At 40.4% G+C, this 13,314-nt stretch carries 13 protein-coding genes; 11 read left to right on the top strand and 2 right to left on the bottom strand.

Features of this window, described 5'->3' with window-relative positions; genetic code table 11:
- Positions 1-2 precede the first annotated feature (2 nt).
- Both A33Q_RS12755 and A33Q_RS12750 read right to left on the bottom strand, forming a co-directional pair.
- Positions 3-1,127 (bottom strand): Re/Si-specific NAD(P)(+) transhydrogenase subunit alpha, encoded by a 1,125-nt coding sequence (locus A33Q_RS12755; protein ID WP_009033236.1) that lies wholly within the window; start codon positions 1,125-1,127, stop codon positions 3-5.
- A gap of 425 nt (positions 1,128-1,552) precedes the next feature.
- Positions 1,553-1,783 (bottom strand): hypothetical protein, encoded by a 231-nt coding sequence (locus tag A33Q_RS12750; protein WP_009033235.1) that lies wholly within the window; start codon positions 1,781-1,783, stop codon positions 1,553-1,555.
- Between the two features lie 335 nt (positions 1,784-2,118).
- Here A33Q_RS12750 and A33Q_RS12745 point away from each other — a divergent pair, with 335 nt between their 5' ends.
- The 11 genes from A33Q_RS12745 (at position 2,119) to hisH (ending at position 13,247) form a co-directional block, all read left to right on the top strand.
- Positions 2,119-3,525, top strand: a complete 1,407-nt coding sequence (locus tag A33Q_RS12745; RefSeq protein WP_009033234.1) for an anthranilate synthase component I family protein — start codon at positions 2,119-2,121, stop codon at positions 3,523-3,525.
- A gap of 184 nt (positions 3,526-3,709) precedes the next feature.
- Entirely contained in the window at positions 3,710-4,273 is a 564-nt protein-coding gene (locus tag A33Q_RS12740) for an anthranilate synthase component II (RefSeq protein ID WP_009033233.1), read from the top strand.
- Positions 4,274-4,639: 366 nt separating this feature from the next.
- A complete protein-coding gene (trpD, locus tag A33Q_RS12735; protein ID WP_009033232.1) occupies positions 4,640-5,653 on the top strand; it encodes an anthranilate phosphoribosyltransferase in 1,014 nt (337 codons plus the stop codon).
- 3 nt (positions 5,654-5,656) lie between these two features.
- Positions 5,657-6,472, top strand: coding sequence for an indole-3-glycerol phosphate synthase TrpC (trpC, locus tag A33Q_RS12730; protein WP_009033231.1), 816 nt, complete (start codon positions 5,657-5,659; stop codon positions 6,470-6,472).
- A 2-nt stretch (positions 6,473-6,474) separates the two neighbouring features.
- On the top strand, positions 6,475-7,098 hold the full coding sequence (locus tag A33Q_RS12725; protein WP_009033230.1) for a phosphoribosylanthranilate isomerase: 624 nt from the start codon (positions 6,475-6,477) through the stop codon (positions 7,096-7,098).
- Between the two features lie 127 nt (positions 7,099-7,225).
- Complete coding sequence (gene trpB / locus A33Q_RS12720) at positions 7,226-8,404, top strand: tryptophan synthase subunit beta (protein WP_009033229.1); 1,179 nt, start codon at positions 7,226-7,228, stop codon at positions 8,402-8,404.
- Positions 8,405-8,825: 421 nt separating this feature from the next.
- The gene (trpA, locus tag A33Q_RS12715; RefSeq protein WP_009033228.1) at positions 8,826-9,599 is read left to right on the top strand and encodes a tryptophan synthase subunit alpha; all 774 of its coding nucleotides are present in this window, start codon (positions 8,826-8,828) and stop codon (positions 9,597-9,599) included.
- A 4-nt stretch (positions 9,600-9,603) separates the two neighbouring features.
- On the top strand, positions 9,604-10,623 hold the full coding sequence (gene aroF, locus A33Q_RS12710) for a 3-deoxy-7-phosphoheptulonate synthase (RefSeq protein ID WP_009033227.1): 1,020 nt from the start codon (positions 9,604-9,606) through the stop codon (positions 10,621-10,623).
- 172 nt (positions 10,624-10,795) lie between these two features.
- Positions 10,796-11,581, top strand: coding sequence for a phenylalanine 4-monooxygenase (locus A33Q_RS12705; protein ID WP_009033226.1), 786 nt, complete (start codon positions 10,796-10,798; stop codon positions 11,579-11,581).
- A gap of 11 nt (positions 11,582-11,592) precedes the next feature.
- Positions 11,593-12,486 (top strand): NAD-dependent epimerase/dehydratase family protein, encoded by an 894-nt coding sequence (locus A33Q_RS12700; protein WP_009033225.1) that lies wholly within the window; start codon positions 11,593-11,595, stop codon positions 12,484-12,486.
- A 167-nt stretch (positions 12,487-12,653) separates the two neighbouring features.
- The gene (gene hisH, locus A33Q_RS12695) at positions 12,654-13,247 is read left to right on the top strand and encodes an imidazole glycerol phosphate synthase subunit HisH (protein ID WP_009033224.1); all 594 of its coding nucleotides are present in this window, start codon (positions 12,654-12,656) and stop codon (positions 13,245-13,247) included.
- The last annotated feature ends 67 nt before the right edge of the window (positions 13,248-13,314 follow it).

Below are 13,314 nucleotides of genomic sequence, written 5' to 3'. Positions count from 1 at the left end.
GTTTAAGCGTTTTGCATTTGAATGATTCTTTCACTTATAGGCTCCCCGGCATGACAAACACAGGTGCCTTTGACAATGTCATCGTCAAAATTCAGGTCCAAGGCTCCATCCTTGATGATCAGTTTGAGGAAGTTCAGGTAATTTTTCCCGTACATTTTACTGGCATCCTGCGGCATTTCAGCCGCTAAATTGCCCACACCAACTATCCGGACACCATTGACTTCTACAGTTTGATCCGGCTGGGAAAGTGCGCAGTTTCCTCCTGAAGAAGCTGCTAAGTCAATGATCACTGAACCTGGTTTCATGGATTTCACTGTCCGTTCTTCAACCAATAAGGGAGCTTTCCGGCCAGGAATCTGAGCTGTAGTAATGATCACATCAGCCTTCATAGCGTGTTCGTGGATGGTATCTTTTTGACGTTGCAGGAAGTCTTCAGACTGCTCTACCGCATATCCACCGGCCCCTTTATCCTCCTTGGCACCTTCTACGTCTACAAATTTGGCCCCTAAGGAAAGGACTTCTTCTTTGGCAGCCTGTCTGACATCAAATGCAAAAACAGAAGCACCAAGTCTTCTTGCAGAGGCAATTGCCTGCAAACCTGCCACGCCTGCACCCAATATCAAAACTCTAGCGGGCGTGATACTCCCGGCAGCTGTCATAAACATCGGGAAAAATCTAGGTAGCAGGCCTGCTGCCATCAGCACGGCTTTGTAGCCACTGACGGTTGCCATTGAGGAAAGCACATCCATGGATTGAGCTCGGGTAGTTCTGGGTACGAGTTCCATACTGAAAGCTGTTCTCTTATGCTCAATAAGATACTTGGTCAATTCGGGGCTGTAAAGGGCATTGAGCTGTCCAAACCAAACAGCCTCAGCTTTCATAGTGCCAATCTCATCTGTAGGGATTGCCTGTATTCCTATAAGAATATCTGATTGGCTAAGTAGGTCTTGGCGGTTTTTGATTTTGGCTCCAGCCGACTCGTAAGTGCTGTCTGAAGCATAAGCAGAATCGCCGGCAGTACTTTCTACCCAGACTTCGGTATTCCAGGACAATAATGTTTTAACAGCCTCGGGGAGCATGGAAACCCTGGCTTCCCCTTGAGGTTCTTTTAGAATTCCAATAATCATGATATGGAAATAGGTGGGAAATTTTATTTCAGAAAATCACTCAAAGTCCTAAACTATCAAAAACTTTTTAAAAATGAAGGTATTTTTATAGGGGAATTTGAAGATTGTACCAAAATTGTTCCGTCCACTTCTTTAATCTGATGAAATCCTTAGGATTCATCAAAATCCAAATTTTTAAAAACCCGCAACCAAAGGATCTTTTGTGAAAGCATACAATTCGAATTGAGGTATTTGATTTTGATGCTGGTCCTTTTTTATAAGGCTTTTTAAAAAAATAAAAGGTGAAAGGCAGTTACTGAGTTTTCAGTGATAATGGTAAAGAATAATCCAAAATTGAAAAATATGCCCTACTGCAAACCATAGCTTAAGGAGATAAAAGTAAGTTTACATTTGCTTGATTTTGGAAGTGATTTTAAAGAGATGAATCATTTTGAGGTTTTTGCCAAATGTAGGTTGAACTCCAAGGGGCTACAGGTTTGAAATCCATCCACTTCCAAATCATCAAAAATCTCATCATCAAAATCCATTTCTGTTTTTTCTACTTTCCCATCGGGATGAATAATCAGTTCTGTTCCTGTAAGGCCATCTGCGTTGACTTTGACGAGAACCTGATAGTCTTCGAAAACTTGTTTATAGTATTTGGCTATACCACTCATAATTTCTTTTTTTTAAAAGTAAGTACTTATTCGTAAAAATGTAAGTCATTGCAGAGCTAAAACCTCTTATTTAGAATTTGAACCCCTGATTTTCTTATTTACCTTAAGAAAGTCCTTCATTGTGAAATTATTTTTTAAAAATATGTTTTGTTAAATAGAATGCATTTTTAACTTTGTCGCATTGCAAAAATGAAAACAATTCAATCAACATATTGGTGGTGGCATTTGACTTCTAAAACGGAAGAACCAATAGCTATTGCCTAATATTTGTAAAAACATATCTAAGAGGCTTGCTGGTTTTTCCGGCAAGCCTCTTTTCGTTTTAACCTAAAATCATGGAAAAATTTAAACTCAATTCATCTCACAAAAAACTACTGGCAGATACTATCACTCCGGTGAGTATCTACCTTCAGGTGAGAGACCGTTTTTCAAATCCCATTTTGCTCGAAAGTTCGGATTACCATGGACAGGAAAATAGCTTTTCTTACATCTGTTTCAATCCCTTGGCTTCTTTTAGTTTCAGCGATGGGAAAGTCAAAGAAGAGTTGCCCGGCAATCAGATTTTAAGCTATTCCATAGGGGAAGAAAATAAGTTGATTGATGCCTTGAGAGCATTTTCAGGCAAATTTGAGGAAGAAAAGAATCCATTCAAATTTATCAATAACGGCCTTTTTGGTTATATGCAATATGATTCTGTGGGATTTTTTGAGGACATAGACCTCCAACAAACCCAAGCCGACACAGTCCCTATGCTTCACTATGCCGTGTACCAAAATGTCATCGTGGTGGATCATTTCAAAAATGAACTGTACCTCTTCGAACATCAGGTTCAGGGTTATGAAAAGAATTCAGAGCTGGGACAGCTTCAGATGCTGCTCAATAATAAAAACATACCTGCATACAATTTTAAGCTAGTAGGGGAAGAGTACTCCAATTACACCGATGAGGAGTTTTTGGATATTTTGAAAAAGGGTCAGGACCATTGCTTCAAAGGAGATGTTTTCCAGATAGTAATTTCCAGAAGGTTTACTACAAAATTTAAGGGAGATGAATTCAACGTGTACCGGGCGCTGCGTTCGGTTAATCCATCACCTTACCTTTTCTATTTTGACTATGGGTCATTCAAGGTTTTTGGTAGTTCTCCTGAAGCCCAGATCGTTGTCAAAAACAACAAAGCTACCATTTATCCAATTGCAGGTACTTTCAAAAGAACTGGAAATGATCAGGCCGATGCGAATTTGGCGAGAAAATTATACGATGATCCCAAGGAAAATTCTGAGCATGTGATGTTAGTAGATTTGGCGAGGAATGACCTGAGCAGATCATCTGAAAAAGTGGATGTAGAAGTTTTTAAAGAGATTCAATATTACTCGCATGTCATTCATTTGGTGTCTAAAGTGACGGGAATTTTACCTAAGGAAGCGAACCCACTTCAATTGGTGGCTGATACCTTTCCTGCAGGAACACTATCCGGAGCCCCAAAATACAAAGCCATGCAGTTGATTGATTCATTGGAAAATACATCGAGAAAATTCTACGGTGGAGCTATCGGGTATCTTGGTTTCAATGGGGATTTCAATCATGCCATTCTGATCAGATCATTTGTCTCTGAAAATAACGAACTCCGTTTTCAGGCCGGGGCAGGTGTGGTGGCAAAATCTTCTATTCAGTCCGAATTACAGGAAGTAGCCAATAAGCTTGAAGCTTTGCGGGTAGCCTTGAAAACAGCGGAGGGTATTTAAACTGGAAATTGTCTCAAAAGAAATCAAAGGCTTTATGAAATACCTCCAAGACTTCGAAAACCAAAAAAAATCAAATCTGAAAAAACCTTAAATGGCATATGCAATCTTCCAATCTTCCAATCTTCCAATCTTCTAATCTTCTAATCTTCCAATCTTATAATTTCCCAATCTTCCAATTAAAAAAATGCGCATTCTCGTTCTAGACAATTACGATTCCTTTACATATAATCTGGTTTATATCATCAGGCAACTGGGCTATGGAAATCAAATGGATATTTATAGAAATGATAAAATCAGGTTGAATGAAGTTTCACAATATGATAAAATATTACTTTCTCCCGGCCCAGGAGTCCCGCAAGAGGCCGGAATTATGCCTGAATTGCTGAAGCGATATGCTGAGGAAAAGGATATCCTGGGCATCTGCCTAGGCCATCAAGCCATTGGTGAGGCTTTTGATGGTTCATTGATCAACCTTTCTGAGGTAGTCCATGGCCTGGCCTCAGAAGTTACCGTAGAAAAGGATTTACTCTTTGAGGGTTTGCCCGGTTCATTTAAAATAGGGAGGTACCATTCATGGGTAATCAATGAAAAAACACTCAGTCCAGATCTTGAGGTCATTGCGCGCACACCCGATGGCCAGATTATGGGTGTAAGACATAAAAGGCATCAGGTCCGGGGTCTGCAATTCCATCCTGAATCGGTGTTGACAGAATTTGGAGTGGATATGATGCGGAATTGGCTGAGGTGAGAGGGGAGATGCGAGAAGAGAGAAACAAGAAACAAGAAACGAAGCTTGTCCCGAGAATATGAGGAAATAAGAAGCGAGAATTGATAGACTTGATGTTAAGTTTAATAATCCCGTAAGGGATGGCCGAAATAATTACCCGGTAATTTACTGCCGGGTGGAAAGATGAAGAGTAGTTTCTTAAATGCCGAAGGCATGGACGATATTAAAAACATTAAAAAAGTTATAACCAGATTCAGTATGTAGCAATATATCATGCCGAGATACGACTAAGAAGTAAATATTTAATAAACCAATTGAGAAATAAGAAAGTGACTATAGCTCCTGTAAAATCTTTGAATTTTTCAATTTTACAATCATACCAATAAGATGAAAGACATACTTAACCACTTAATAGAACATAAAAAACTCAGTAAAGAACAGGCCAAGGAGGTCTTAAAAAATATTGCAACAGGTGCTTACAATTCAAGCCAAATTGCTTCCTTTTTGACAGTTTATCTGATGAGGAGTATCACGGTAGAGGAATTGGGAGGATTTAGGGAGGCGATGCTGGAGCTTTGCGTACCGGTGGACATAGCAGAATATGACGCCATGGATCTTTGTGGTACGGGAGGGGATGGAAAAGATACTTTCAATATTTCCACACTTTCTTCATTTATAGTAGCAGGAGCCGGCCAGCCCGTTGCCAAGCATGGTAATACAGGCGTATCCTCCATTTGCGGTTCATCTAACCTGCTCCAAAGCTTTGGGTATGAGTTTACCAATGATTTGGATAAAATCAAAAAGTCCCTGGATGAAGCCGGGATCTGTTTTCTTCATGCACCCTTATTTCACCCGGCTATGAAAAATGTAGCGCCGATAAGAAAAGAGTTGGGGGTGAAAACATTCTTCAACATGTTAGGGCCGATGGTTAATCCAAGCTTCCCGAAAAAACAGTTGGTTGGTGTATTCAGTTTGGAATTGGCAAGGCTGTACGCCTACCTTTACCAAGAGCATGATGGTCAATTTAGCATTTTACATGCTTTGGACGGATATGACGAAATTTCACTCACCGGTGATTTCAAAATGATTTCCAATTCAGGGGAAAAATTGTACAGTCCGGAACAGATAGGTTTGAAAAAAATCAAAGCAGAACAAATCAAAGGAGGGGATACAGTGGAAGAATCAGCGGCTATTTTTGAGACCATTCTCAAGGGAAAGGGTTCAAAATCGCAAAACGATGTGGTCTTGGCCAATGCCGCAGCAGCCTTGATCACTGCTGATCCAAACCTTACTTTTGAGACAGCACTCTCCAAATCAGAAGAATCACTCCTAGGAGGTAAAGCATTGAAGGTTTTTAAAGCTCTAGTAAATCCAAAAACAAGCATTTCAATCAGTAATTAAGACATGAATATTTTAGAAAAAATCATAGCGCATAAGCACAAAGAAGTTGCAGAAAAAAGCAGTTTGGTGCCTGTCAAAATGTTGGAAAAGAGCATTTATTTCGATTCCAAGACCGTGTCCATGAAAAAGTACATTCAGCGGGAAGACAAAACCGGAATCATTGCCGAATTCAAAAAACAATCGCCATCCAAAGGACCTATCAATGGCAATGCATCGGTGGAGACAGTAAGCATAGGTTATATGCAGGCCGGTGCTTCCGCACTTTCCATCCTGACAGATAAGGAATTTTTCGGAGGGAAAAATGAGGACCTTATTATTGCCCGCAAGTATAATTTCTGCCCGATATTGAGGAAGGATTTTATCATTGATGAATACCAGATTATTGAAGCCAAATCCATAGGAGCAGACTGTATATTATTGATAGCTGCAGCACTGGAACCCAAGAGGCTAAATGAGTTGGCAGCCTTTGCCCAGGAACTGGGAATGGAAGTACTGATGGAAGTCCATGACTTGAGCGAGTTGGAGAAAAGCCTAAACGGGCATCTTGATCTGGTAGGAGTCAACAACAGAAGTTTAAAAACCTTCGAAGTATCTGTAGACACTTCTTATGACTTGGTCGATAAGATACCCAATGACTTTGTGAAAATCTCTGAATCAGGCTTATCAAAGCCAGAAACTTTAATTGGATTAAAGGAAGCGGGTTTTGAAGGGTTTTTGATTGGAGAAAACTTCATGAAATCCAGCAGACCACACCAAGCAGCACTGAATTTTATGAATGCATTTAGAAAAGAATTGTCAAAACTTTCAGCAAAAGCCTGATCATGAAACTGAAGGTCTGTGGAATGCGTGAAGCTGAAAATTGCCAGGAGCTGGTAGAGTCAGTTCGACCTGATTGGATGGGAGTAATTTTATACCCGCCTTCGCCGAGGTATGCGGGTCAGCAAGCATCGCAACAAATCAGACAAATAGATATCAAAAAAGTGGGGGTTTTTGTCAATGAAAATATGGCAAAAATCAAAAGGGCAATCGAGGATTATGGCCTTTCCACCATTCAGCTTCACGGAAAAGAATCAGCAGAAGAGGCCAAGATTATTAAAGATGAGACAGGAATGGAGGTTTTTAAGGTTTTTTCTGTTGGAGAACATATTGACTGGGTCCAGATGGAAGCATTCCTGCCTAATATTGATTATGTCCTTTTCGACACCTTAACCAAAGCACATGGAGGTTCAGGAAAAACCTTCAATTGGCAATTGTTGAAAGATTACCCATTTGACAAACCCTTTTTGTTGAGTGGAGGGATCGGCCCAGGTCATGTTGGCAAAATTCTGGAGATAAAAGAAAGTCTGCCGCAATTGGCTGGTGTGGATATCAATTCAGGATTTGAAATTGCTCCCGGCTTGAAGGATGTAGAGTTGGTAAGGGGGTTTAAGGGGATGATTAAATAGATATACAGTTGATATAAATTGATATATGCCTTCGGCGATATGTTGGGAGGAGGTCAGGTGTAAGGTTAAGAATAATAAGAGGTTAATAGAGAATTAAAGATTTTATACCCATTTTAAGTATAAAAATATGATCAGAGTAGACGAAAAAGGATTTTACGGGAAGTTTGGAGGGGCTTATATCCCTGAAATGTTGCATCCCAATATTGAGGAGCTCAAAGAAAATTACGAGCAGATCATTTCAACGGAGGAGTTTAAAACGGAATTCAATTCCTTGCTGAGGGACTTTGTAGGTAGACCTACGCCACTTTATCTGGCCTCAAGGCTCTCTGATAAATACGGTGCGAAAATATACCTCAAAAGGGAAGACCTTTGTCATACAGGAGCACATAAGGTCAACAATACTGTGGGACAGATTATCCTTGCCAAAAAGTTGGGTAAAAAGAGGATTATTGCTGAGACAGGTGCAGGTCAACATGGCGTGGCCACAGCGACTGTCTGCGCCTTGATGGGGATGGACTGCACGGTTTATATGGGTGAATTGGACATTCAACGTCAGCGACCCAATGTAGAACGGATGAAAATCCTTGGTGCCAAAGTAGTACCTGCCACATCAGGAAGTAAAACCCTTAAGGATGCCACCAATGAAGCCATGCGTCAATGGATCAACAACCCAGTGGATACGCATTATATCATAGGCTCAGTGGTAGGACCTCATCCTTACCCGGAAATGGTAGCTAAATTCCAGTCTGTAATTTCCGAAGAGATTAAAACTCAACTGAAAGAAAAGGAAGGAAGGGAAAATCCAGACTTGGTCATAGCTTGTGTTGGTGGAGGAAGCAATGCCGCAGGAGCATTTTACCACTATTACAATGTGCCGGAGGTGAGATTAATTGCAGCTGAGGCAGCCGGACTGGGAATCAGCTCAGGAAAATCAGCTGCTACTACAGTCTTAGGAACCATGGGGATTCTGCATGGTAGCAAAACACTCTTGATGCAGACAGAAGATGGGCAGGTAGTCGAGCCTCACTCTATTTCTGCGGGCTTGGATTATCCTGGGATAGGTCCTGTGCATGCGCACTTATACGATATTGGCAGAGGGGAGTTTGTAGCAGTCGAGGATGAAGACGCTATGAAAGCAGGTGTTGAATTGAGTCGCTTGGAAGGGATTATTCCGGCTATAGAAACTTCTCATGCCATCCATGCACTTAATATGATCGAATACAAAAGAGATGATATTATCGTCATCAACCTTTCCGGCAGAGGAGACAAGGATTTGGATACTTACATTAAGTGGGGAGGGTATTGAAGGATGAAGGATGAAGGATGGGGGAGGAAGGATGAGGGATGAAGGATGAGGGATGAAGGATGAAGGATGAAGGATGAAAAGGAGATGCGAGATGCGAGAAGTAAGAAATAAGAAACAAGAACAAAGAATCAAGAAACAAGAGGAAGTGTGAAGTGAGTGTAAGCCAGGGCAGAATCATTTCCCAGATGAGGGATGAAAGGAAAGCGAAAAGCAGATTGAAGAGGAAATTAGAGTAGCTGCCTGCAGAATATTGATAGCCATGGATCTATCAAAATTTCTGAATTACTTAAATCTTGATGCGTCGCATCCCATGCGCAAAAAATGCCGCAGTCACGGAAGATAAAATAATCCTGTTTGGATAAATTAAATAAAGTGTCAAATAAAATAAGAAGATGTCAGTCTTACATCTTTTGTCTAGCATATGAACCGAATACATACATTATTTAAAAATAAACAAGAGCGGGTACTGTCCATTTATTTTACCGCAGGGTTCCCAAAATTGGAGAATACTGTACCTATTATGGAAGCCATTGAAGCTGCAGGGGCAGATATTATTGAGATAGGCGTACCATATTCCGACCCCATAGCTGATGGCCCTACCATTCAAGATAGCAATCTCATCGCCCTGGAAAATGGGATGAGCCTCAAGAAGTTGTTTGCACAACTGGAAGGCTTCCGAGAAAAAGTAAATCTGCCTGTGGTCCTAATGGGCTATTTGAATCCAATTATACAATATGGAATGGAGGAGTTCTGCAAAAAGTGTCAGGAATTGGGAATAGATGGGCTGATTTTACCGGATCTTCCCATGCATCAGTACCTGGAAGAATTTAAGGAGCTTTTTGAGCAGTATGGACTGAGCAATACCTTTTTGATTTCTCCCCAGACCAGCGAAAAGAGGATCAGGGAAATAGATGAGCACAGTGATGGTTTTATCTATATGGTATCCTCTCATAGTATCACCGGAGCCAAATCCGGTATTTCAGACGAACAAAAAGCGTATTTTAAAAGGGTGAAGGACATGAATCTAAAGAATCCACGCTTGATAGGTTTTGGAATTTCTGATGCCGACACATTCCATACGGCTTCATCTTTCAGTAATGGAGCTATCATTGGCAGTGCATTTATTAAAGTTTTAAAAGAAAGTAAAAACTTAGAGACTGATATCAAGGAGTATATTCAGTCTGTTATCAAATAAGAATATGATCATCCAGTTGAAAAGTGATATCAATGCCAATCAGAAGGAAGCATTGATTGCAGAAGTACAGCAAGCAGGTTACAAAATCACCGAGGTAAAGACCCAATTGGGCGATTATCTGATCGGGATCGGGAAAAAAGATTTTGACATCAGAAAAATAGGACAGAAGGAAGGTATTCAGGACATTCATATTGTTTCGGATGAATACAAGCTTGTATCCAAGAAATGGAAAGTAGCGCCTACCACAATAGATCTCGGTGATGGAGTCTGTATCAAAGATGGTGATATGGCTGTCATTGCAGGTCCTTGCTCGATCGAGTCTGAAGAGCAGATTCGAAAAGTCATCAATCACCTGAAGGAAAATAACATCAAAATGATGCGCGGTGGGGTTTTTAAACCTAGATCGAGCCCTTATGCCTTTAGGGGATTGGGATTGGACGGCTTGAAATTATGGTATGAGTTGGCGCAGGAGGCTGGAATCAAAATTGTCACAGAAGTCATGCAAGTATCACAGATCGAAGAGATGTATCCTTACGTGGATATCTATCAAGTGGGAGCAAGAAATACTCAAAATTTCAATTTGTTGGATGAGCTTGGAAAAGTAGATAAAGCAGTGATGATCAAAAGGGGGATTTCCGGAACCATAGAGGAGCTTCTGCAATCTGCTGAATACGTCTTCTCTGGAGGCAATGAGAAACTGATTCTCTGTGAAAGAGGTATCAGAACTTACGAAAGAGCAAGTAGAAATACGCTTGACCTGAATGCAGTCCCTATTTTAAAGGCAAAATCACATCTGCCGGTCATCGTGGATCCTTCACATGGTATAGGTTTGCGGGAATATGTAACCCAAATGGCCTTGGCAGGAGTAATGGCAGGAGCGGATGGGATCATTTACGAAACTCATGAAATCCCTGAAAAAGCATATTCTGATGGACAGCAGACTTTGGACTTTACGCAAAGTGGCATGCTTGCAGATTGGATCAGAAGGACCTTTGAAATGAGAAAATCATTTGACTTGGTGTAAACCCGCTCAAAGAATTTCATGGAAAAAACCATGCGATTTTATTAGTTTTGGTAATTAGGTTGATATTCTACCAAAATCAGTTAACATAAAGGTAGAATTGAAGTAGAATAAAAGGCCCAAAGTCCGAAATCAAATAACCAGAAGCGAATAAACTTTATAACCCAAATATAGAATGATGAATAAACCCAAAGACTGGGTCTTTTCTGACCCAAGATTACAAAACCTAGAGCAGGACTATAATGCCTACACAGAGGAGGACTTCAAAGTCTGGAAAATTCTCTACGAAAGACAGATTGTCAACCTTCCCAAAGCAGCTTCTATTGCTTATTTGGAAGGAATCAAGGAAATCGGGTTTTCTGCGGATAAAATTGCTGATTTTGATGATGTCAATAAGAGACTGGCCAAAAGCACTGGTTGGAAGATTCATGTTGTACCGGGTTTGATAGATGATGATCTTTTCTTTGGTTTGATGAACAATAAGAGATTCTGTTCCTCTACCTGGTTGAGAAAAATGGAACAGTTGGATTACTTAGAGGAGCCGGATATGTTTCATGATGCATTTGCTCATATGCCCTTGCTGACCAATCAACCTTATGTTGATTTTTTGGAAAAGCTAAGCGGCATAGCCTTGAAGCATATTGAAAACAAATGGGCAATTGAATTGCTATCTAGGATCTATTGGTTTACCATTGAGTTTGGACTGATCCGTGAAAATGGAGAATTGAGAATTTATGGAGCAGGGATTTTGAGTTCGGCTGGGGAGACCAAGTTTAGTCTATCTGATGAACCTAAACACTTTGAGTATGATGTGAGAAAAATCCTCAACACACCTTACTGGAAAGATAAATTTCAAGATAAGTATTTCGTCATTGAAAGTTACGAACAGCTTTATCAATCTCTGCCCGAGATAGAAGAGATATTGGAAGAGATGGTTGCAGAGGAAGCGAAAAATTTATAAACACCAAAAAAATGAGAGTATTCTTTACTGGAGGATCAGGAAAAGCAGGGAAACATGCCATTTCTTACCTTCTTGATCAAGGGCACAGGGTTTTGAATGTCGATTTGAAGCCTTTAGATCTTCCCGGAGTGGACAATCTTATCGCTGATATCACTGATTCCGGTCAGATGTTTAATGCCATGAGTGCTTATGCTGGCTTAGATGAATTGGAGGCAGGAGACGGCGTTCCAAAATTTGATGCGGTGGTGCATTTTGCAGCAGTTCCACGGATTCTGATCAATCCGGACAATGAGACTTTTCGGGTCAATACGGTGGGTACTTACAATGTGATCGAAGCGGCAGTTAAGCTTGGGATCAAAAAAATCATTATTGCTTCTTCAGAGACTACTTACGGGATTTGTTTTTCGGATGGACGGACAGATCCCCAATCTCTGCCTTTGGAGGAAGACTACGATGTAGACCCTATGGACAGCTATGGATTGTCCAAAGTAGTCAATGAAAAAACAGCGCGTAGTTTTCAAAGACGCTCGGGTTTCGATATTTACGCGCTTCGGATTGGGAATGTGATTGAGCCGCATGAGTATGAAAAGCTCTTCCCTCATTATTTTAAAAATCCTGAAGTGCGCCGAAGAAATGCCTTTTGTTATATCGATGCACGGGACTTGGGACAGATAGTGGATCTATGTCTACAAAAAGATGGCTTGGGATACCAAGTTTTCAATGCAGGCAATGACCATAATGGCGCAATCATTCCAAGTCTTGAACTTGCGGAAAGGTTTTTCCCAGGTGTACCTTTAACAAGAGATTTGGAAGAACATGAAGCTCTTTTTTCAAATCGTAAAATCAAGGATGTTTTGGGATTTAAAGAGCAGCATAATTGGAGGAAGTATGTGAAGGCAGAATAATTTGATATTATTGATCAGGTCATTCAGTCAATCAATTAAAAAGGGTGGAAGAACTTTAGAATAAAAGCTGAGAGGATGAATTTATTTTTAAATTTGTTCTCTCTTAAAATTTAATAAAAAGACAGGTAAGTGATCATATTAATCTTTACCTGTCTTTTTGATTTCTTATGAAAGTAGCAGTAATTAAATACAATGCGGGTAATGTGCAGTCTGTTCTCTATGCTTTGGAGCGTTTGGGAGTGGAGGCTGAATTGACCGATGATCTGGAAAATATCAGTAATGCTGATAAAGTCATTTTTCCGGGACAGGGAGAAGCCAGTACCGCAATGAAATACCTCAAAGAAAAAAAATTGGACCGATTGATTCCTGAACTCAAGCAGGATTTCTTTGGGGTTTGCTTGGGGCAGCAGTTGCTTTGTGAACATTCAGAGGAGGGGGATACTCCCTGCCTTGGGATATTTCCTGTTTTGGTAAAAAAGTTTGTTCCAGAAAACCCATTTGATTTTAAGGTTCCTCATATTGGTTGGAATAATCTTCAAAATCTGAAATCCCCCTTACTTGAAGGCTTGGATGAAGCAGCTTTTGTCTATTATGTGCATAGTTTCTATTGTGAAGTAGGAGATCATACAATAGCCAAAACAGATTATATCTTACCCTTTTCTGCTTTGATGCATAAAGATAACTTCTACGCCATGCAGGCTCATCCCGAAAAAAGTGGCTTGGTAGGAGAAAGGATTTTGAAGAACTTCCTGAGCTTATAGTCTGTACGAGGTAAGAAGTGTAAAGTAGCGAGAGATGAGAATTCCGTTCAATTTTATCTATCATCCA

The organism is Indibacter alkaliphilus LW1 (genome assembly GCF_000295935.2).
GTDB lineage: Bacteria > Bacteroidota > Bacteroidia > Cytophagales > Cyclobacteriaceae > Indibacter > Indibacter alkaliphilus.
This window is presented reverse-complemented; position numbering and strand designations above follow the sequence as displayed.